This window comes from Apibacter sp. B2966 (assembly GCF_011082485.1).
GTDB lineage: Bacteria > Bacteroidota > Bacteroidia > Flavobacteriales > Weeksellaceae > Apibacter.
This window is the reverse complement of the sequence record NZ_CP049714.1, coordinates 905354-929330: the sequence shown is the minus strand read 5'-3', so window position 1 is coordinate 929330 and position 23977 is coordinate 905354. Positions and strand designations below refer to the sequence as shown.

16 protein-coding genes are annotated in these 23977 nt (G+C 31.0%); 11 read left to right on the top strand and 5 right to left on the bottom strand.

Features of this window, described 5'->3' with window-relative positions; all coding sequences use genetic code 11:
• Positions 1–5 precede the first annotated feature (5 nt).
• Complete coding sequence (dnaE, locus tag G8C43_RS03890) at positions 6–4376, bottom strand: DNA polymerase III subunit alpha (RefSeq protein ID WP_166004310.1); 4371 nt, start codon at positions 4374–4376, stop codon at positions 6–8.
• Positions 4377–4671: 295 nt separating this feature from the next.
• On the opposite strand from dnaE, the gene G8C43_RS03885 reads away from it, so the two are divergent.
• From G8C43_RS03885 to G8C43_RS03840, 10 genes are all read left to right on the top strand, one after another.
• Positions 4672–4956, top strand: coding sequence for a hypothetical protein (locus G8C43_RS03885; protein ID WP_160541966.1), 285 nt, complete (start codon positions 4672–4674; stop codon positions 4954–4956).
• A 282-nt stretch (positions 4957–5238) separates the two neighbouring features.
• Positions 5239–6558, top strand: a complete 1320-nt coding sequence (locus tag G8C43_RS03880; RefSeq protein ID WP_166004308.1) for an aspartate kinase — start codon at positions 5239–5241, stop codon at positions 6556–6558.
• Between the two features lie 470 nt (positions 6559–7028).
• The gene (topA, locus tag G8C43_RS03875) at positions 7029–9353 is read left to right on the top strand and encodes a type I DNA topoisomerase (protein WP_166004306.1); all 2325 of its coding nucleotides are present in this window, start codon (positions 7029–7031) and stop codon (positions 9351–9353) included.
• Entirely contained in the window at positions 9354–10472 is a 1119-nt protein-coding gene (locus G8C43_RS03870; protein ID WP_166004304.1) for a hypothetical protein, read from the top strand.
• Positions 10473–10579: 107 nt separating this feature from the next.
• Positions 10580–11992, top strand: a complete 1413-nt coding sequence (gldK, locus tag G8C43_RS03865) for a gliding motility lipoprotein GldK (RefSeq protein WP_160541970.1) — start codon at positions 10580–10582, stop codon at positions 11990–11992.
• A gap of 53 nt (positions 11993–12045) precedes the next feature.
• Positions 12046–12729, top strand: a complete 684-nt coding sequence (gene gldL, locus G8C43_RS03860; RefSeq protein ID WP_160541971.1) for a gliding motility protein GldL — start codon at positions 12046–12048, stop codon at positions 12727–12729.
• Positions 12730–12761: 32 nt separating this feature from the next.
• Complete coding sequence (gene gldM / locus G8C43_RS03855) at positions 12762–14288, top strand: gliding motility protein GldM (RefSeq protein ID WP_166004302.1); 1527 nt, start codon at positions 12762–12764, stop codon at positions 14286–14288.
• Positions 14289–14316: 28 nt separating this feature from the next.
• Entirely contained in the window at positions 14317–15252 is a 936-nt protein-coding gene (gene gldN, locus G8C43_RS03850; RefSeq protein ID WP_160541973.1) for a gliding motility protein GldN, read from the top strand.
• A 107-nt stretch (positions 15253–15359) separates the two neighbouring features.
• The gene (locus G8C43_RS03845) at positions 15360–16403 is read left to right on the top strand and encodes an NAD(P)/FAD-dependent oxidoreductase (protein ID WP_166004299.1); all 1044 of its coding nucleotides are present in this window, start codon (positions 15360–15362) and stop codon (positions 16401–16403) included.
• Position 16404: 1 nt separating this feature from the next.
• Positions 16405–17073 carry a rhomboid family intramembrane serine protease gene (locus G8C43_RS03840; protein ID WP_160541975.1) on the top strand — a complete coding sequence of 223 codons (669 nt, stop codon included), beginning with the start codon at positions 16405–16407 and terminating at the stop codon, positions 17071–17073.
• Between the two features lie 121 nt (positions 17074–17194).
• Here G8C43_RS03840 and G8C43_RS03835 read toward each other — a convergent pair whose 3' ends face one another.
• The 4 genes from G8C43_RS03835 to G8C43_RS03820 all read right to left on the bottom strand — a co-directional run bounded on the left by G8C43_RS03835 (position 17195) and on the right by G8C43_RS03820 (position 22639).
• The gene (locus G8C43_RS03835) at positions 17195–18463 is read right to left on the bottom strand and encodes a DUF2851 family protein (RefSeq protein WP_166004298.1); all 1269 of its coding nucleotides are present in this window, start codon (positions 18461–18463) and stop codon (positions 17195–17197) included.
• A gap of 98 nt (positions 18464–18561) precedes the next feature.
• Entirely contained in the window at positions 18562–19845 is a 1284-nt protein-coding gene (locus G8C43_RS03830; protein WP_105297990.1) for a citrate synthase, read from the bottom strand.
• A gap of 331 nt (positions 19846–20176) precedes the next feature.
• Positions 20177–21469, bottom strand: coding sequence for a phosphopyruvate hydratase (gene eno, locus G8C43_RS03825; protein WP_160564093.1), 1293 nt, complete (start codon positions 21467–21469; stop codon positions 20177–20179).
• 117 nt (positions 21470–21586) lie between these two features.
• Complete coding sequence (locus G8C43_RS03820) at positions 21587–22639, bottom strand: lactonase family protein (protein ID WP_166004296.1); 1053 nt, start codon at positions 22637–22639, stop codon at positions 21587–21589.
• Between the two features lie 532 nt (positions 22640–23171).
• Here G8C43_RS03820 and G8C43_RS03815 point away from each other — a divergent pair.
• Positions 23172–23951, top strand: coding sequence for an SDR family NAD(P)-dependent oxidoreductase (locus tag G8C43_RS03815; RefSeq protein WP_160564089.1), 780 nt, complete (start codon positions 23172–23174; stop codon positions 23949–23951).
• Positions 23952–23977: the final 26 nt, after the last annotated feature.

Here is a 23977-nt window from a genome sequence, read left to right as displayed (position 1 = left end):
TTTTATTAATTCAACCTGAAATCTAAATACAGATCGTTTCTTAATACATCTAAAATTTGTTTATTTATATTTACTCTTCGGTTCATTGATTGTGATTCTAAATATACATTGTTCTTTTTATCGATAATTTCAAAGTGTATATCTTTTGAACCTGCATTTTCATCACATACTTTATTTAAAGTAGTAATGGTATTTTCATCTAAATTTTCCAAGTTTATCTTAATGGTTAATTTTTTAGCATGTTTTCCGATCACATCGCTAAGTTCTTCAATATTCAGCACGTTTATATATACAAAGCCGTTATCTTTAATCATTCCTACCGTGATTTTTACTAAAACAAATAAATTAGGAATAAGATATTTTTGCAAATCCAGATAATTCTTTTTAAGCTTAAGAGAAATAGTACCTGTTTTATCTTCCAAATCAAAATAGGCGATTCTTGTTCTGCCGTCGTTTATTTCCTTGTGCTCAAAACGTGAGATCATACCGGCGATATACACTTCCTTATTAATATAATTTTCTTTATTTTCATTAATTTCGGAAATATCAACAGGTTTAATCAAAGCAATTTCGTATTTGTAATTATCCATTGGATGAGCGGATATATAGATACCTACTACTTCTTTTTCTCTGCCCAATTTATACATGGTACTCCATTCTTCCGTTTCAGGAATTACCGGTTTCATAACATCAAATCCTTCATCCCCCAAGTCTCCAAATAAAGAATTTTGAGCAGAATTCTTATTATCCTGATAGGCAATCCCGTATCTTACCAGCTTTTCAATAGTGCTGGTACCATTTTCTTCTTTAAAAAATTGAGCACGATTATTATTGGCTAATCCATCAAAAGCTCCTGCCAATACTAAATTTTCCAGAACTTTTTTATTTATATTTTTTAAATCTGTCCTTTCAAAAAATTCAAACAGATTTTTATATTTTCCCTTAGTTTGTCTTTCACTTACTACAGCTTCAACAGCATTTTCACCGATTCCCTTAATAGCTCCCATTCCAAAACGGATAGCACCTTTTTCATTTACAGTGAATTCATAATCACTTTCATTAACATCAGGTCCGAGCACTTCCAATCCCATATTTTTACATTCTTCCATAAAGAAACTCAAAGTGGAAAGATTGTTAAGATTATTGCTGAGCAATGCGGCCATAAATTCTGCAGGAAAATGAGCTTTTAAATAAGCGGTTTGAAAGGCAATAAAAGCATAACAAGTGGAGTGAGATTTGTTAAAAGCATATTGAGCAAAAGCTTTCCAGTCTTCCCATATTTTTTTTAATTTATCTTCTGGATGACCTCTTTCGATAGCTCCCTCAAGAAAACGAGCTTCCATTTTATTTAAGACTTGAATTTGCTTCTTACCCATAGCTTTTCTTAGCACATCCGCATCACCTTTACTAAATCCGGCTAATTTTTGAGAAAGAAGCATTACTTGTTCTTGATAAACAGTAATACCGTAAGTATCCGCAAGATACTCTTCCATATCCTCTAAATCGTAAGATATTTCTTCCTTTCCATGTTTACGATTGATAAAGTTGGGAATATATTGTAAAGGTCCGGGACGATACAAGGCATTCATGGCAATCAAGTCCTCAAACTTATCGGGTTGCAAAGCTTTGAGGTGCTTTTGCATTCCGGGGGACTCGTATTGGAATATCCCTACTGTATTTCCATTTTTGAATATCTCATAGGTTTTATCATCATCCAAAGGAAAATCATCGGGATTTAAAACTTCTCCGGTCCTTTTTCTAATAATTTCAATGGTATCGGCAATAATCGTCAAGGTACGTAAACCTAGAAAATCCATTTTTAACAATCCGGCACTTTCTACCACGGAGTTATCAAATTGGGATACCAACAAAGAGGAATCTTTAGCAACGGCAACCGGTATTAAATTAGTAATATCTTCCGGAGTAATAATTACTCCACACGCATGAACTCCCGTGTTCCGTAAGCTACCTTCCAGTTGGTAAGCATTTTGTATTACCCGCCCTTCCAGGTCATATTCATTAAATTTTTGTTTTAGTTGAAGCACAGGAACAGACTCCTCTTTACCGAAATCTTTAATTAACTCACTTTCTGTTTTATTTTTTAGCTTGGTTAAATTTAAGGTAGAGGGTAGGTTTTTTGATAAGCGGTCTGTATCGCTTAAGGGCAATTCAAGCACTCTTCCTGCATCCCTTATCGCGGAACGTCCGGCTAACGTACCGTAAGTAATTATTTGAGCAACCTGATTTTCTCCGTATTTATCTACCACCCATTGAATGATTTTTTCACGTCCTCTATCGTCAAAATCGATGTCTATATCGGGTAAGGATACCCGATCCGGATTTAAGAAACGCTCAAAAAGTAAATCATATTTAATAGGATCTATATTAGTAATCCCTATGCAATAAGCAACGGCTGATCCGGCTGCAGAACCTCGACCCGGACCAACAGATACACCCATTTTACGCGCTTGTGAGGTGAAATCCTGTACAATGAGAAAATAGCCGGGATATCCCGTTTTGGCTATGGTTTCCAACTCAAATTGTAAACGATCTTTAGTATCTTCGGATAATTGGTCACCATATCTTTTTTTAGCTCCTTCCCAAGTTAGATATGCTAAGTAGGCATTTTCTCCTCGCTTACCTCCGTCCACTTCATCTTGAGGGTCTTTAAATTCATCAGGTATATCAAATTTAGGAAGTAAAACATCTCGGGTTAATTGATAAGGTTCAAATTTTTTGATAAAATCTTCAAAATTTTCAATTGCTTCCGGTATATCTGCAAACAATTGAGCCATTTCTGTTTGAGATTTAAAATTATATTCATCATTAGGAAGACCGTATCTTCTTCCAAAACCTCTGCCCTTAGGGGTAGATTGTTTTTCTCCGTCTTTTATACATAAAAGGATATCCTGGGTTTCTGCTTCTTTTTTACTAATATAAAATGTATCGTTTTGAGCTAAAACCTTGACTCCGTATTTTTTGGCAAATTTTATTAAAACTTTGTTGAGGTGTTCCTCTTCATCTAAATGGTGTCTTAATAACTCTACATAAAAATCATCACCAAATAATCCATGCCAATAGATAAAGGCCTCTTCTGCCTGCTTTTCTCCCACATTTAAAATTAGACTGGGAATTTCTGAAGATAAACTTCCGGTAGTTGCAATTAAATTTTCTTTATATTGTTCAATAAGTTCTTTTCCAATTCTGGGATAGCCTGCATACAAACCTAGTTTATATCCTAAAGTTGATAATTTAGAAAGATTTTTAAATCCTTCATGATTTTTAGCAAGTAATATCTGAGTATATCTACGATCCGGATTATCTTTTGTAAATTTATTTTGTAAATAAGTTTCAGATATATACAGTTCACAACCGATAATTGGTAAAATCTCATTTTTTAAAGGTTCAGAACCATCGCCTTCTAAAATTTTAGCATTATGATCTTTAATAGATCCATTAGCTTTTTTTATTTCATTGAGAAAAGCAAATGCACCCATCAAGTTGCCCGTATCCGTTACACCTAAAGCGGGCATGTTATATTCTAAGGTTTTTTTTATTAAATCAGAATGTTTACTGGTAGAAGTAAGTATTGAATAAACCGAATGATTGTGAAAGTGGAAAAAAGATGAATAATTTATTTCATCTACAGATTTTTTAGTACTTTCTGATTTCCCTTTTAGTTGTTTATTAAAATCTTTGACCTGTTCACGAATAACAATATCAAAAGGTTGAAAAGGTTCAGGATGAGTTTCAACAAAAGCACTTAATTCTTCTTCTGTAAAATTCAGCTTATTTGCACTTATTTGGTTTCGTCTAACCAACTCCCAAAATGCCTGAGCAGTAGCATTAACGTCTGCCGCAGCATTGTGTGCCTCATCAAAACCATGCCCAAATAATTTTTCATATAATTCGGAAAGTTTAGGAAATTTAAATCCACCTCCCATACCTCCGGGCAAAGCACAAAAATTAGTTCCCTCACGGGCTGTATCTATTAACGGAAGATCCGCAATATGGTTTTCTATTGATTTTCGATAAAATTCAGCTCCAACAATCGGGATGTCGAATGCTATATTTTGTCCGACTAAAATCGGATTATCTGCCAGTACCGCATTAAATTGATCCAATACGGTTTTAAGATCATGACCTTCCGCTAATGCTTTTTCGGTACTTATACCGTGAATTTTTTGAGCATTGAAAGGGATGTCGTATCCTTCGGGTTTAATTATATAGTCATAGTTTTCAATTAAATCACCATTTTCATCATGTAACTGCCAGGCAATTTGAACCATTCTAGGCCAATTGTCTGAATCGGAAACAGGTGCATTTGCATTGGCAGGAAGACCTGTGGTTTCAGTATCAAAAACTAGGAATTTCATAATACAAAGTTAGGGATTTCTTTATGAATGTAACTTTTAAATCTTAAGTTCCTTCAATATTTCATTTCTTAAAAATAACTTTGAAAGATATTGGAATTGAATAAAATAGAGTGAATTTTTACATTAAAAAAATTACAGGGTAAAGAAAGATTGGTTTCCATTTAAACTGAATGAAAATATAACTTAACAGCCTGAAATTTTACATGTATTACATATAAAATATTTATAAGCAAATCATTTATTAGGTCTAATTTTTGATTTTTTATTTTACTAAAACAATAAAAAAACATAGTGTATGGAAAATATTATTGAAAAACTTCAAAAAGAAGTAGGTCTCAGTGAAGATCAAGCGGTGAAATCTTTAAATGTAATAAAAGAATATATGGATAAAGAAGATTTACATGTTGATTGGGAAAAATTCTTTAAAGGGAAATACGAACATTTTAAAGATTCAGTATCTAATTTTTTTAGTAAAATATCCAATAAGGCAGAAGATTGGGGTGATAAAATAGGAGATAAGGTAGAGGATTTAACCACAGATGCGAAACGAAAAATTAGAGATGCATCTAAAAAAGAATAGATTAAGTTTTTAACTTATATAAATTTGTGCAAGAAGCTTATCAATTAAGCTTCTTTTTTTATTTAAAAAAATCATTTTTTGATTTAGAAATTAGTATTTCGGCTATAAAAATAAGAAAGATTTTTAATGAATTAATTTAATTAGGACTGAAATTGAAATCTAGTTTAAAAACCTATTATTTGTTTTAAATTCATGATAAAAAATTACTAATGTTTTTAATATAAAAATAGTTGATAAACCATAAAATATGTATTTTTGTATCTCTTCTATAATAGGATAAAAATGTTAGTATTAAAATTTGGAGGCACCAGCGTAGGAAGTGCAGAACGTATAAAAAATTTAGCTGAATTAACTAAAGGTCAAAAACCGAAGATTGTTGTTTTGTCTGCCATGAGTGGAACAACTAATGCCTTAGTAGAAATATCCCAAGCTCTTTATGAAAAAAATACATCTAAGGCAAAAGAATTAATACAATCTCTAGAAGATAAATACAGAAAGGAAATAAAAGATCTGTACAAGAATGAAACCATTGCCAAGAAAGGGAACGAACTTTTGGATGATTATTTCAATTATATAGCATCATTCTTGGATTTACCTATATTTACTTCCAAAGAAGAAAAAATAATTTTGGCTCAAGGTGAACTTTTGAGTACTCATATGTTCCATTTTTACATGAGTGAAATCGGAGAAAAAACGATATTACTTCCGGCATTGAAGTTTATGAGAATAAACAAAGACGGTGAACCGGATTTTCCTTATATAGAAGAACGTATTAAAGAAGAAATTAAAAAGTATCCTGATATAGATTTTTTTATTACTCAAGGATATATTTGTAAAAATGCTCAAGGAGACATAGACAATTTGCAAAGAGGGGGAAGTGATTATACAGCTTGTATAATTGGTGCCGTAATTGATGCTGAAGAAATACAAATATGGACCGATATCGACGGGATGCATAATAACGATCCTAGATTTGTTAACAAAACTCATCCCATAAATGAATTAAGTTTTGATGAAGCTGCAGAATTAGCCTATTTCGGAGCAAAGATTTTACATCCAACCTGTATTCTACCTGCACAGAAAAGAGGAATACCCGTAGCTTTGAAAAATACAATGCAACCTGAAGCTAAAGGTACTTTAATAGGAAATATTAATACTCCGGAAGGAATTCGTGCCGTAGCAGCAAAGGACGGTATTTACGCCATAACCATAAAAAGTGGTAGAATGCTATTGGCGTATGGATTTCTAAAGACAATTTTTGAAATTTTCGATAAATATAAAACCTCTATAGATATGATTACCACTTCAGAGGTTGCTGTATCATTAACCATTGACAATCCTTCTAATTTAGAATATATATTAAAGGAATTAAGAGAAATAGCCAATGTAGAATATGAAAAAGATCAAACCATTATTGCCATCGTAGGAAATATTGCAAAAAATGAATCAGGTTATGCTGTTAAAATTTTGGAAGCTCTTAAAAATATTCCTCTGCATATGATATCTTATGGAGGAAGTGAGCATAATATATCTGTAGTAATTGACAGCAAAAGTAAAAAAGAAGCATTACAAGCTTTGAATACAACTCTTTTTGGATATTAAAAATATAAGATAATTTAGTTAAATTTAAATAATAAATATATCATTACTCAAATTACCTTTAAGTTAATTACTTAAAGGTATTTTTTATATCGTAATTATGCTGTAAATCTAAATTGTAAATGCAATTTTATCGATGTAATGATTCTAATTGATTTTTGAAAATAGATAACATGTAAGATAATTATATTTTTTCAATATTAGAATCTATAACTACTAATTTTTACTTTAAAATACCTACTAAAAATAAGTGCAAGTAATATAAAATTTACCCTAAAAAAACATTAAATAAACTTGAACAGATGAAATAAAATAAAGGAAATGAATTTTACGGTTACGGTACTGTAAGAAAAATACAATGCTATGAGTATTAATTATTTATATCTGGATAAATTTGTTTATTAGAAAATAAAAAATCAAAGTTGAACTATAATATTGATAAAAAATTTCTAATTTCGCAAAAAAATCTTAGCATGAATTTGGTAATTGTTGAATCGCCCGCAAAGGCCAAAACAATAAAAAAATTTTTAGGAAATGACTTTGAAGTTGAATCTAGTTATGGTCATATAACTGATTTGGCAAAAAAAGACATGGGTATAGATATGAAAACTCTAGAGCCCATATATCAAGTCTCCTCAGATAAAAAAGAAGTCGTTAAAAAACTAAAATCATTAGCAAAAAAAGCAGATACTGTATGGTTGGCTTCCGATGAAGATCGTGAAGGGGAAGCTATTGCTTGGCATTTATTTAATGAATTACAACTTAAATCAGAAAATACTAAAAGAATTGTTTTTCATGAAATAACCAAAAATGCCATACAAAAAGCCATTCAAAACCCCAGAAATATAGATATTAATCTGGTTAATGCACAACAGGCCCGAAGAGTGTTGGACCGATTGGTAGGATTTGAAATGTCACCTATTCTTTGGTCTAAAATAAAAGCCGGATTATCTGCAGGAAGAGTACAATCTGTGGCTGTACGTTTGATCTGTGAAAGAGAAAAGGAAATTGAAAAATTTATTCCGGTTCCTACGTATAAAGTTGAAGCAGATTTTTACAATAAATCTCATAATTTATTAAAAAGTAAATTAAATACTGATTTTCAAGACTATTCTAAGGCATTAGATTTTATACAAAGAGCCCAAGGGAAAAGATTCACAATATCCAATGTTGAGACTCGTCCTAGTAAAAGAAGTCCATCAGCCCCTTTCACTACATCTACTTTACAACAAGAAGCTGCCAAATTAGGATTTTCAGTTAGTAGAACAATGATGTTAGCTCAACAACTCTACGAATCGGGGTACATTACCTACATGAGAACCGATAGCGTCAATTTATCAGAAGAAGCGTTGAATTCTGCAAAAGATGTAATTATTGGACAATATGGAAAAGAATATTTAAACACACGACAATATACCACAAAAAATAAGTCTGCTCAAGAAGCTCACGAAGCAATTCGTCCAACCAATTTATCCGTACAAGAAGCAGGGGCAGATGATTCACAAAAGAAACTATATCATTTAATTTGGAGAAGAACTTTGGCCTCACAAATGGCCGATGCTAAATTAGAAAGAACAATTGTCGATATATCAAATCCGGAATTAAAAGAGAAGTTCGTAACAAAAGGAGAAGTTATTGTCTTTGATGGATTTTTAAAAGTATACCAAATTCAAAAAGAAGAAGATTCAGCCGATGAAGACAATAATGAAGGACTCTTACCTGTCGTAGAAAAAGGAGAAGAAGTACAACTATCTCAAATTATTGGCGAAGAAAAATTCAGTAGGCCGGCAGCTAGATATAATGAAGCCTCTTTAGTAAGGAAATTAGAAGAATTAGGAATCGGGCGTCCTTCCACATATGCTCCTACTATTTCTACAATTCAAAAAAGACAATATGTGGAAATCAGAGATTTAGATCCCAAACAAAGGGAGGTTAAGAAAATTCTTTTAAAAGATGATACTATAAAAGAAGGTGTTGAAATTGAAAATTATGGAGCGGATCGAAGAAAATTAATGCCGACAGATATAGGATTAGTTGTAAATGAATTTTTAACGGAACATTTTCCAACCATATTAGATTATGGCTTCACAGCAAAGGTTGAAGAAGACTTTGACAATATAGCCGGAGGAAATGAAAACTGGAAAGAAATGTTGACCGGTTTTTATGATGATTTTCACCCCCATGTAGAAGAAGTAAAAGAAACGGCAGAAAGAGCTACAGGAGAAAGATTATTAGGTCAAGATCCTATAAGCGGTAAAAATATTTATGCTCGCATAGGCAGATTCGGTCCAATGATTCAAATGGGTGAAACCGAAGATGAAGAAAAGCCAAAATTCGCCGGTTTAATGAAAGGGCAACACATAAATTCAATAACTTTAGAAGAAGCGCTTAAATTATTTGAATTGCCTAAGTATTTAGGAGATTATGAAGATAAAAAAGTTGAAGTAAATACAGGAAGATTTGGTCCTTATGTAAAACATAACAGCAAGTTTTTTTCTTTGAAACCTAAAGAAGGAGATGAAATTTCAACTATTACTTTAGAAAGAGCTATCGAATTAATAGAAGCGAAAAGGGAAGCAGACAGAAATAAATTTATTAAAGCATTTGAATCAGAAGATCCAATTATTGAAATTTTAAATGGAAGATGGGGGCCTTATATTAAACAAGGAAAAGAAAATTATAAAATCCCTAAAGACACGGAAGCCGATAAATTAACTCTCGAAGATGTCAAAAAATTAATCTCGGAATCAGGTAGTAAAACCAAGCCTAAATCCAAAACCAAATCAAAAAAGAAATAAGTGGAAGCATTGCGAGATTTTTTGCATCCGGTAGATGAATCTTTGATATATGCACAACCGGATTCAGTAGGAAGCAAGATACAATTTTACTGGGATAAAAAACTTAAAGAGAATAGTGTTGTAATTATTGGTTGTCCCGATTTAAGAGGTACCGGCCATAAAAAAGAGTTTTCCAATTTAAGGTTGATCCGTGAAGAATTCTATCAATTAGTATGGAATGATTGGAATTTAAAGTTGTATGATTTGGGAGATATAATTCCTGGAAATGAATGGGAGGATACAGATTTTGCTCTCAAAAAAGTATTGGAAGAATTATTGGAAATGAAGGTACAACCCATTATCTTAGGTGGAAATATGGGATTGAATTATACTGCCTATAAAGCACTTTCTATACTAAAAAAGCCTTTAAATTATACCGCAGTTGATACGAAAATTGAAATTGGAAATACAGAAGGAAAGCTAACGGATAAAAATTATCTTTCCAAGATGATAGTTGAAGATTTTAATTTGCTTTTCAATTTTACCAATATAGGATATCAAAGTTACTACGTACCTCAATCAACATTAAAAAAATTTAACACCTTAGATTTTGAAGGCATACGTTTAGGGAATATAACAACAAATATAAAAGATTCAGAGCCTATATTCAGAAGCTCTGATTTTGTAGGGATCAATTTAGACTCTGTAGAGTCTTATGACGGGACTCTCTCAACCGGAAGTACGGTAAACGGATTCACCAATCGTGAAATTTGTGGTTTATCAAGGTATATAGGTTTGTCTAAACAGGTAAAAATAATAGGGATCTATAATTTTTTAGGATATTCATACAATAAAATGAATGAAAAATTAGTTTCTCAAATTTTGTGGTATCTGATAGAAGGTAAAAATCAGCAAGAATATTATGAAAATGATGAATACATAAAATATACTGTCTTACATGAAGATAAAGAGTTGGTCTTTTTAAAAGATAAATATGTCGATAGGTGGTGGTTGGCTATCGATTTTGAGGACAATGAAAATCTTCCTTTCTTAGTTCCTTGCTCATTAAATGATTACAAAGATGCTTTAGAAGGAAATGTTCCCGAGCGATATTGGAAAACTTTCAAAAAGTTTTTATAAACGGCCACAGATAAAATTAACGCTGATTTTAATAGAAGAATAAAAAAATTTTTAAATAAAATAAAAAAATAGTAGTTTTACAATTTTTAAAAGAAACTTTGGTTATAATGAGAAAAGTATTATTACTCTTATTGGCAACGTCAACAATAATTTCTTGTAATTCATCCAAAAAAGGAAGAGCAGGAAAACCGGGATCACAAGGAGAGATTGTAGTTACGCAAAAGAGTCAGCAATGGAATAACAAAAAACCGTATGGTATGGTTCCTATTCCAGGTGGAGCTTTTGTTTTAGGGCAATCTGACATGGATTTCACCGGCACAAACACAAAAGCCCCTTTAACTACTGTTACCGTATCAGCATTTTATATGGATGATACTGAAGTAACCAATGCTGAATATAGAGTATTTGTAAACTATGTTAAAGATTCAATTGTTCGTTCCCTATTAGCAGAAAGAGGAGGAGAAGAAGGAGGTGAAGGAATAGGAAGATATTCTTATTTAAACAAAAAATCAGAAAAAGAACAGACTGCATATCAGCAAATGTTGGAAGAACAGGGGGGGAGAGAAGGATATGACGAATCTAAAAAGTTAGATTGGTCGGTGCCTTTAGAATGGAATACTTCCAGATACCCTGATGTTGCTTATGCAGAAGTATTAGAATCATTATATTACCCGCCGGAAGAAAGATTCAACAATGAAAGAGTTATAGATGCTAGAAAATTAATTTACCAATTCACATGGATTGATCAACTGGAGGCAGTTAAAAATAAAGGTAGAGGTAAAGATTTTCTTAGAAGAGAAGAAATAGCTATTTATCCGGATACGACTGTATGGCTGAGAGATTTTAATTATTCTTTTAATGAGCCTTTATTTGAACAGTATTTTTGGCATAAAGCTTATTCTAAATATCCTGTAGTAGGGGTAACCTGGGATCAAGCAAGAGCTTTTTGTGCTTATAGTACAAAATCCAAAAACGATTATAACCAAAGCCGAAAAAGAAAAATAGATAAAGTATTTCCGTATAGATTACCTTCAGAAGTTGAATGGGAATATGCTGCACGAGGAGGTTTAGAAAATGCTCCTTATCCATGGGGAGGACCTTATCTAATAGATGATAGAGGTTGTTATTTAGCCAATTTTAAACCTAAAAGAGGGGATTACATGGAAAATGAAAATGGTTATTTATACACAGCCCCAGTTAAATCTTTCCGTAAAAACGGGTTTGGATTATATGATATGGCCGGTAATGTTTCTGAATGGACTGTTTCCGCATATAATAATAGTTCTTATATAATATCATCCACCTTAAATCCTTATTTAGGAAATAGAATTGAAGACCCTCGAAAAGTTATAAAAGGAGGATCATGGAAAGACATAGGTTACATGCTTATGGTGAGTGAAAGAGACTGGGAACATAAAGATTCAGCAAGAAGTTTTATCGGTTTTAGACGTGTTCAAACCATACCTGAAGGGTCTAAGGGTAAATATCCGGCTGTTAAAAAACATGCTCCGGTAAGATAATTAGTATTGATAATTAAATAATACATAGATAATAATTTAGAAAATTTAGAAAAATGGCAAATCAAACGAAATCAAAGGATAAAGTGTTAAATATGGTGTACTCTTTAGGTGCAGCAGTAGTTATCATTGGTGCTTTATTTAAAATTAATCACTGGGGATTAGGTCCTATAACCGGTAGTACCATATTAGCAATAGGTTTAATTGTTGAAGCTTTTATATTTGTGGTATTTGCGTTTGATCCACCTCCTGCTGAATATGAATGGGAAAAAGCATATCCGGAATTATTAGACGGTTCATCAGCACAGAGAAAATCAAAATCTCAAATACAGGACTCATCCATACAAGAAGCTGAAATATCTTTGTCAACTAAATTAGACCAAATGCTTTCTCAAGCTAAATTAGATGCAGGATTGTTGGAAAGATTACGAGGTGGTATAGAAAACTTTGGACAAGCAGTTGAAGGAATTAACAAAACCGTAGAAGCTAGTTCTGTAACAGAAAAATATAAAAACCAATTAAGTATAGCTTCCTCTCATTTAGAAAATTTAAATGCTTTATACCAATTGCAATTAGACAATGGTAAAAAATATTCAGAAGCAAATCAAAAATTTGTGGATGATTTATCCAAAGCAGGAGAGTATTCTCATACATTCCAAAAACAATTGGCTGAATTAACAGCAAATCTAAACAACTTAAATAAGGTATATGGTGGTATGCTTAATGCCATGAAAGCTTAATAATTTTAAATTTAAAAATTAAATAAGTAAAAATGGCAGCAGGAAAACAGACACCACGCCAGAAGATGATAAACCTAATGTATTTAGTGTTTATTGCTATGTTGGCAATGAATGTAGACAGAGAGGTTTTACGTTCTTTCGAAGGTATAAATGAATCTTTACAATTATCCACACAATTGACGGATGAAAACAATAAGACCTTTTATGAACAAATCGATGCTAAAAAAGCCGATGGAAATGAAGGGTATGTAGAGATAGCAAAAAAATCAGATGAAGTTAAAAGACAAGCGCAGACAGCTGTAGATGCGATTGAAGAAGTAAAAAATCGTTTAGCGACAGCTGCAGAATATACTCCTCCTTCAGCAGGTGAAGAAACTAATTACAACTCGCTTCAAAATACAGATGTAGTTAATAAAGTGTTCTTTGCAAATGATAACACAGCTACAAAAGATGTGCAAGATATGATTGCAAAGGTTAAAACATTTACCCAATTTATTTTGCAAGGAGCGAATGAGAATGCAAAGAAAAGAATTGATCAATTATTTGATTTTACAGATAAACAAAATAAACCGTGGATTGTTAATCAATTTTATGATCAACCTATGATTTCAGCTCTAACTAACTTAACAAGATTACAATCAAATATTAGAACTGAAGAAGGGAACAGAGTTAGAGATTTATTAGCTAACAAACTGCAAGATGAAATCGAATTGAAAGCCTTTGTTCCAATTGTTTCTGCACCAAAATTTGTTAGAGCAGGAGAGAAATTTAATGTTACAATTGGTTTCGGTGCATACGATAACACATTAAAAGGATCTATAACTTTGAACGGAAGAAATATTCCTTTATCTGAAGGAAAAGCTATAGTTAATATGGTTGCTTCCGGAGTAGGAAAACAACGTTTATCAGGTAATATATCATACCAAACAGCAAATGGTATTAAAACAGAATCGTTCGACGAAACATACGAAGTTGTACAAGATGTTGTTAAGGATTTACCAACCGGAGGAACTGTCGTAGCAGATAAAATGAATGTAGTATATAGAGGTGTAGATAACCCTATGAGTGGATCGGTTACAGGAGTTGATGCATCTACTATCAGTATGATTACTTCAAACGGTAGTCTTTCAAGATCAGGAAAAGGTTGGATATATAAAGCAGGTTCAGGAACAACTACAAACTTTACAATTTCTGGAAAAACTTCTTCTGGAAAAACTGTTTCTACAACTGTTGCATTTAGAATTAAGAATGTACCAAAAGCACAAGGTACCATACGAGGTGCGAATGTAGTAAGTATGCCGCCTAGCTCCGTATCTAATCAAACAGTATCAGCAGCTATACCGGATTTTGAATTCCCTGTTACCTTTAATGTTACCGGATTTAAATTGAAGAGACCGGGAGCTGCAGCAAGACCTTATTCCGGAAATTCGCTAAGACCGGCTGCAGATTATTTAAAAGGATTAAAATCAGGTGATCAAGTATTAATATTTGATATTTCTGCTACAGCATCCGGAATATCTCAACAAAGTATTTCACCTATTCTTATAAATGTTCAATAAAAAAGAAATTAATAATACTATTTTTAACATGAAATCTTTATTACTTAGCTTAACAGTCTTAATAAGTTCAGGAGCATTTGCACAAAATATCTTAAATGCAAAGTCCCCTGTTGAATTAAGAGAAATGAGAGAAGAGAGGTATGATATTGTAAATGGAACAGATACAATTTCTACTGCTCCGACTGTCTTACCCTATGGGTATATTGAAGATAAAGATATTTTATGGTCTAAAGTAGTATGGGAGATTATAGATTTAAATGAAAAATTAAATCAACCTTATTACTATTCTTATGAGGATGTTTCAGCTACTTATGTCTCCCTATACGATGCTCTTTTTAAGGGTATTGATTCAGGAAATATAACTGAAGTTTATGATGATGATAACTTTACATCAAGAATTTCACCCGAAAATCTTCAAAATAAAATCCAAGCAATAAGAGAATCCGAGTGGCTTCAAGATAAAAGAGCTTCCGGGGAAGAAATTACTGCTCAAGATTTGGTTGAAGGAGTAGATCATTTTAAAACGGATACACGTAGCGTGAAATTAATTAAGATTAAAGGAATGTGGTATATAGATAAACGATTAGGTCAAATGAAATATCGTTTGTTGGGAATTGCACCTATGGGACCGGATCCTCAAGTCATGGGGCTTTCAGAAGCTGCTATGCTTGGATATCAAGGAGATGAAGAGTTGATCGACTTATTTTGGATATTTTATCCTGGAGCCCGAGAGGTTTTATCCAGTTGTACAGTGTATAATCCTAAAAACGGTTCATCATCAATTACCTATGATGATGTACTTAACGCAAGACGATTCAGTTCCATTATTTATAAATCACAATCTGAATATGGTGACGGGTTGATATCAAATTATATACCCGGAGATGCAAAATCTCAGCTTGAAGAAAGTAATAGAATTAAAAATGAAATTCTACAGAAAGAAAACAATATGTGGAATTATTAATTAAATGAATTTTAATAAAATACAGTCCTGAATCACACAAATTGATTCAGGACTTTTTTTTTAACTTTACAAATAAAATACGACTACTTCCGATAATATAAAAAAGTATGCTAGATTATCTTATTATAGGTCAAGGATTGGCTGGTTCCTGTTTGGCTCATAAATTATATAAAGAAAACAAATCATTTAAAATAATAGATATAGTTTCCAATTCGGCTTCATTTGTTTCATCGGGAATGTATAATCCCGTGGTATTAAAACGATTTACGCCTGTTTGGAACGCAGAAATTGAAATTGATAAATTACGTAAAGAATTTACAGAATTTGAAGATTTATTACAGGTAAAACTAGTTTATAATTCAAATTTATACAGAATTTTTGCAAATGAGGACGAAGTTAAAACTTGGAAAAAAAAGTCTGTAAGGAATGAAAATTTAAAACCTTTTTTAGATCCTGAAATTTATGATTCGATCAATCCAAATATTATAGCAAAATTTGGAATGGGAAGAGTTTATAAGGCAGGGAAGATATTTGTTAGAGAACTTTTAAGGGAATTTAGAAAATTTTTACTTAATGAAAATAGGATAATTGACGATATATTTGATTTTAATCAATTAACTAATGAGATAAATCATTATGAATATAAAGGAATCAAAGCTAAAAAAGTCGTATTTTGTGATGGTTATGCTTTAAAGTATAACCCTTTTTTTAGCTATCTTCCTATGGAAGGTGTTAAAGGGGAAACCATGGTAATTCATGCCAATGGATTAGGCCTTACTGATATCGTAAAAGCTAAGGTTTTTATTATGCCTATGGAAAAAGACTATTATTATATAGGAGCTACTTATCATTATCGTGAAGTAAATGATGAAATATCTGAAGAAGGACAGAGCGAACTAATTAATAATTTGAATAAATTTTTAACTAATGATTATAAAATTATTAAAAAATTTGCAGGAATACGACCTACAGTTGTTGATCGTCGACCTTTGTTAGGAGAGCATTCTGAACATAAAAATATGTTTATATTTAATGGTTTGGGCAGTAGGGGAGTTATGTTAGCCCCTATTATGGCAGAAGAGTTATTTGATTATATGGAAAATGGAAAAGAATTAATGTCAGAAGTAAATATTAATAGATTTAGTTTATAAAATGGAAAATTCAAATATTATTGTAATAGGTATTATTATAATTACCAGTGTACTTAGTTTCAAAGGGTTTAAAGATCAGAATTTTTTTAACCGTTATAAGTTTAATATTGATGCTATTTTAAAAGGAAAACAATGGGAAAGGATGATTACTTCAGCATTTTTACACGGAGATATTGCTCATTTGTTTTTCAATATGTATACCTTTTATTTTTTTTCAGTCTTTTTACTAAATTATGGAAATCTGTTTTTTCTTATAACATACTTTGGATCCATTATTAGCGGTAATTTATTGGCATTATGGATGCATAAAAATAATCCACAATATAGTGCAATAGGAGCTTCAGGCGGTGTATCCGGGATCTTATTTGCTACAATTATTATAAATTCAGAAATTTCAATAGGAATTTTTCCTTTACCATTTTCTATTCCGGGATGGATTTTTGGTGTTGTTTATTTAACCTATTCTTTATATGGGATGAAGACTCAATTGGGTAATATTGGACATGATGCTCATTTAGGAGGAGCTCTTTTTGGTATTCTTTGCGGACTCTTATTTGTTAGTGAATATCCCTATTATCCTTTTACTAATTTTAGACCCATTTATTTATTATTAATGCTAATTCCTATCGCATATTTAATTTACTTAATTGTTAATAAACGCAAAGAATAAGCACTTTTAATCAACTATAATTTATAAATGATTTTTATTTTAAGTAATAGTGATTGTATTATAATTAAAATTTAAGATATAACTTAATTGGTTAAAAATGATCATACAAACAATTACTTATTTACTTTAAAATCTTATATCCTATTTTACAGCTTAAACATTGTTTTTTTAAACATTTATTTTTATATAAATATAGAAATGCTTGAGAGTCTAAAGCAGAATTAATTTTAATACCTAATTGATTATAACTTTTTATAATCGCATTATTTTCAGCTTTAATTTCAGAAAGTATTTCAAAATTTTCTTCTTCCATAGGTTTTCCGATACTTAAAGAATAAGCATATTTTATGGGAAGAAATGCATTTAGAATTAGCAAATCTTTTTGTGAATTAGATAATTTTTTTTCAAAGGTTGATGATGTTTTTTTATCAAAAACATAATGATCATTCCAATAGCCGGATGCTTTGACATCATCTAATAGCCGATAATACTGATTTACAGATTTGATACCTATGATATAAGAAAATAAATTTTGATAAGTAGAGATAATGTTTGCAAGTTGGGATAATCTAATGGTAGGAAAATTTGAAGGCCTTAATCTCAAATATTTTACGTCAGTAATTTTTTCCGGTAGGTTAAATTTTGATTGCAAGAATTTAAATTCTTTATATAAATCTTGAGGATACTTATCAACGCTATTTTCCAGTTTATGAGTTGTTCCAAATAATAAAGATTCGGTTTGAAATAGATTTTTAGAAATTTTTCTAATAATCCCATAATCTAAATATAAAAATATATATTCAAATGCATAAGCATTTATTTTGAGACCTAATGTGTACCCTAAAACAGTAGTTAGGGTGGCTTCCCAATCATTCTTTTTTCTTTTCAAAATTTCATAGATACGTTCACATTTATTTTTTAATTTGTCCAAGTATAAATTTTCTGAGAAAGAAAAAATATCACAAATTAATGAGTTGTCAATTAAATTTTCGCAAGGGATAAATTTGAATGTTTGATGATCCAAAAATTCATAATTATTATAAATCTCATTGGAAATATAGGATTTCAATTCAAGAACAGGAAAAGATAAATTTCGGATTCTATCGTTATTATCATCAATTTCGTATACAACGTGAAGAATTATATTTTTGTAATAATTATTGAGATCATGTTTATGCTTAAACCAATCCGATGATTTTACATGAATTTCAACATTACCGTTCCATTCAATATCATCTATTTTTAGCTTAGCAAAAATAAAATCCGGGCCTTCATTCGTATTATAAGTTCCCGCTTGAATTATTTCAACTTTTTTGCCATCATTAGTATATAGATCTAAAGTGTTAAATTTTTTAAATTGCCAAATATAATGCAGTAACTTTTCTTTCATAATTTAGTCTTATTCAGGTAATTAATAAGATAAATTTAATAAAAATAAAAAAAGTTTTAGTTAATTACTAAAACTTTTTCTACAATGAATTGATATTTTTATCTTTTATCTATATCGATATAATCTCTTTTAGGACTACCGATATATATTTGTCTTGGTCTGTTAATAGGCTCATTATTCATTCTCATTTCTTTCCATTGAGCAATCCACCCGGGCAATCTTCCTAAAGCAAACATAATTGTAAACATTTCTGTAGGAATGCCTAGAGCTCTGTAGATAATTCCGGAATAAAAATCGACATTAGGATAAAGCTTTTTCTCAATAAAATAAGGATCATTTAAAGCTACCTCTTCTAATTTCTTAGCAATTTCAAGGGTTTCATCTTCAACACCTAATCTATTGAATACATCGTCTGCCACCTTTTTTATAACCTTAGCTCTAGGGTCAAAATTTCTATATACCCGATGTCCAAATCCCATAAGACGAAAACTATCATCTTTTGATTTTGCTTTATCAATCCATTTTTGAAGATCACCTCCGTCATTTTTAATCATTTCGAGCATTTCGATTACTGCTTGATTAGCTCCTCCGTGTAAAGGTCCCCAAAGGGCTGAAACTCCTGCAGATATAGAAGCAAATAGTCCGGTCTGAGCTGAACCTACCATTCGGACAGTCGACGCAGAACAATTTTGTTCATGATCAGCATGAAGTATAAGCAATTTGTTGATGGCATCAACAACTACTTCATCAATTTCTAGATCCTCAGTTGGCATTCTGAACATCATTTGATAAAAGTTGTGAGGATAATCCAGCCTGTTATTAGAATAATTCAAAGGTAAACCCAATTTTAATCGGTATGTCCAAGCGCATAATACAGGAAATTTACCCAATAATAAGGTATATGCGTTATATAGATCTCTTTCAGATTTAACATTAACAGCATGAGGATTGAAAGCAGTTAAGGAACTGGTAAGGGTAGACAAAACACCCATTGGATGAGCAGAACGAGGAAATGCTTTTAAAATTTGTTTCATTTCTTCACTTACCAAACTATTCTTTTTTATATCTGCCTCAAATCTGTTTAATTGTTCCAGAGTAGGTAGTTCACCTTCTAACAATAAATACATAACCTCGGTGAAGGTTGATTTTTTAGCAATTTGTTCAATGGGATATCCTCGATAATATAATTGACCTAAATCTCCATCAAGATATGTAATTTTACTCTTTGTAGAACCTGTATTCTTGAAGCCGACATCTAAAGTAATTAGTCCGGTTTCATCTCGTAATTTGGATATATTTATGCCTCTGTCGCCAATAACACTCTCAACAATGGGATATTCATATTCTTTGCCTTCATAGGATAATTTTACTGTGTCTGACATATTATGTTCTTTCTTATTTTATTAGTTGTTTTATGCTTTGAATATATGAAATTAAAATTAGTAGAAAAAAAATTATAAAAGAAATATTGAAAAAAAACATTCAAAAACAGTAAATTAGAAGAAAAAGTTAAAATAAATATCGAGTATTTTTATAATTTTTTGGATGTATGGATAAGTGTACTTATCAAATAGGGGGGAAATCACAAAAAATTCTTATTCTTTCCATATAAGTTAATAATTTTTAATGGATATAATGCAGTCGAGAATTTATGCAATAAAAAAACGGAAAGAGTTAACTAATCTTTCCGTTTATCTTTATTTATAAAATAAATTATCTTTTAACTTTAAAAGCTTTGAATTGAGGATAAACAGCAACTTCTCCTAAGTTTTCTTCAATTCTTAATAATTGATTGTATTTAGCCATACGATCTGATCTAGAAGCAGAACCTGTTTTAATTTGACCACAGTTCAATGCAACGGCAAGATCTGCAATCGTATTATCTTCTGTTTCACCGGAACGGTGAGACATTACTGCAGTATATCCGGCATTTTGAGCCATTTGTACAGCATCAATAGTTTCAGTAAGAGTTCCGATTTGATTAACTTTAATTAAGATTGAGTTACCCACTCCTTGTTTAATACCGTCTTCCAGTCTTTTAACATTGGTAACAAATAAATCATCACCTACTAATTGAACTCTTTTACCGATTTTATCAGTAAGTATTTTCCAACCTTCCCAATCGTTTTGATCCATACCGTCTTCAATAGAAATAATTGGATATTTTTCAGTTAATTCAGCTAAATAAGAAGCCTGTTCTTCACTGGTTCTTACTTTTCCTCCTTGACCTTCAAAAATAGAATAATCATATTTATTGTCTTTGAAGAATTCAGATGAAGCACAATCTAGAGCTAGCATAACATCTTGCCCCGGAGTGTATCCTGCTTTTTTGGTAGCATCTAAAATGGTATCTAAAGCATCTTCAATATTTTTAAAGTTAGGAGCAAAACCACCTTCATCACCTACAGCAGTACTTAAACCTCTGTCATGTAAAACTTTTTTAAGAGAGTGGAAAATTTCAGTTCCCATACGAATAGCAGTAGAATAACAATCTGCAGCAACCGGCATAATCATAAATTCCTGAAACGCAATAGGAGCATCGGAATGAGCACCTGCGTTGATAATATTCATCATTGGAACAGGTAGAACTTTACCGTTTACACCTCCAACGTATCGATATAATGGTAATCCTAATTCTTTAGCAGCAGCTTGAGCAACAGCTAAAGATACGCCTAAAATAGCATTAGCACCTAATTTACCTTTATTAGGTGTACCATCCAGGTCAATCATTGTTTTATCTATTAAAGCTTGTTCAAAGACATCAACTCCAACTAATTCAGGTGCAATAACATCATTTACATTTTCAACAGCTTTTAAAACTCCTTTACCTAAATATTCTTTTCCTCCATCTCTTAATTCAACAGCTTCATATTCACCGGTTGATGCTCCAGATGGAACAGCTGCTCTACCCAAAGTACCGTATTCGGTGATTACATCAACTTCAACTGTTGGATTTCCTCTGGAATCCAAGATTTGTCTTGCATGAATTTGTGCTATTAGACTCATAATATTATAAAATTTGTTTGTTAAAATTTTATACAAAAATACTCATTTATTAATATATAGAGGATATGAAAAGTTTATTTTTTATTGTATTGTTGATGCTATAAAATATAAAATTATTTATGGAGAAATAAATTTTAAACAGACCGGCATATCAATTTTTATATTTTGATTGGTGTCTTGTAAAAATCCTGTAATTTGATCAATGGAAAATATTTGAATGGTATCACTATCTTGATTAGCTACTATCAAAAATTTACCATTAGGAGATATAACGAAATTTCTGGGATTGATATTAGTTCTTTCATAATCAATGGGAGTTAATTTACCTGTATTCTGATCGATACTGAAAATTGATATTCCATCCTTTTTTAATCTGTTGGAAGAATATAAAAACTTGCCATTAGGATGTATATGAATATCTGCACTTCCTTCGGCCTTGTATTCATCGGAAACAGTCGTCTGAATTTCTTCTAAATTTCCATCCTCATATTTAAAAACAACTACAGTTCCACCCAATTCATTAATTAGATAAGCAAATTTTTTATTTTGATGAAATACGAGGTGTCGAGGACCTGAACCGGGTGCAACATTTATATAAGCCGGATCAAAAAACGTAAGAAAATTCTTTTCAGTAGAATAATTTACATTGAACTTATAAATTCTATCACTTCCTAAATCCGTAGCAAAAAGATATTTATAATCGGGAGAGAACACCACGCAATGAAGATGCGATTGATTTTGCCGCACATCGTGTACGCTGCTCCCCGAAAAATTAACCTGTTGAATCATGGGACTTAAACTTCCGTCAGGTTCAGTTTTAAAAACAGAAATACTTCCTCCTATATAATTAGCCGTAACTATGTATTTATCTTGATATTCAATAGTAATATAACAAGGTGCAGCGCCATAGGCTGCCTGTGAGTTTTGAAAGGAAATTTTTCCGGAAGCTTTATCAAATAAAAAGGAATTTACTATGGAACTTTCTTTATCATCATTTTCACTAACTGAATATATATGATTTTTTTTATGGTTTATAACCAAATAGGATGGATTATTAACTGAAACATTATCAATAAATGTAGTACTTCCGGTTTCTGAATCAAAATCATATATATAGATACCGTTGCTTTCTCCATCAGTATAAGTACCTATAACTAAATAAAATTTCATTTTGTTTTTTAGTATTAAAATAATTATTTAAAATTATTAAAAAATATTTATATAAAATTATTTTTATTTTTAAAATTTTGAAATATAAATAAAGTATAAATGCTTTATAATATATATAATATCCTGTTTCATATAATGAATATTTATTTCTGTTTTTTTTAGTTAAGTACAATATTTGATATACCATTAAAAAACATATATTTTATAGCTTCTTTTTTTTGGGTTTTTTCGAAATTAAGACATAAAAATTTTGTTTTTATATATTATAACTTAACTACTCTACAACAATTACTTACTACTATATAATTTTTGGCAAAGAAATCTAAATAAGTGCTATTTAAACTATAAATAATTAAACTATAAATAAATAGAATTTATTTAATGAACAAAAAGGGAAAACAAAGAATTTAAAAATTTCATTTATTACTTTACTTAGTTAATAATATAAAATAGTAATGTGATAAATGAATCATATAATAAAATAATAAATAAAGTTATCAATTTATAAATAAAATAATTTAAACAATAAGACATGGGAATTTTACAAAATAAAACAGCATTAGTTACAGGTTCAAGTTCAGGTATTGGAAAGTCGATTGCGGAAAAATTTGCGCATGAAGGCGCTAATGTTATTATAACTTACCATTCGGGAAAGGAAAGAGCAGAAAATTTGGTGCAAGAATTATCAGGATTGAACGTAAAAGTTAAAGCATATCAGGTGAATGTTTCAGACTATAATGAAACTCAAAGTTTTTTTAATTTGGTTAATCAAGATTTTACCGATATAGACATTTTAGTTAACAATGCGGGAATAAATGGTAAAAATACATATGTGGAGGATATGAACTTGGAAGATTGGGATAGAACTATAAAAACCAATTTATATGGACCGTTCTATTGTATTAAAGAATTTTTAAAACTTAAGAAAAAAAACAATTCATATAAAGGATCAAGAATTATTAATGTGACTTCTATACATGAATATATTTGCAGACCGGGAGATGCTGATTATAATACAGCTAAAGCCGGAATGAGGAATTTGGCCAGAACTTTGGCTATTGAATTGGCATCAAGAGAATTAACGGTTAATAATATTGCTCCGGGAATGATACTTACTCCTATCAACAAACAATTTACGGATGAAGCGAAGTTATTAAAAGAAAAAGAAGATATTATTCCTATGAAAAGAGGCGGTACACCGGAAGAAGTTGCTAATGTAGCCTTATTTTTAGCTTCCGATGCAAGTTCTTACGTTACGGGTTCAACTTATACAGTAGATGGAGCATTGTCAATTTTAGGGCAAAATGCCTAAGTGATTTTACAATATATCTTTAAAAT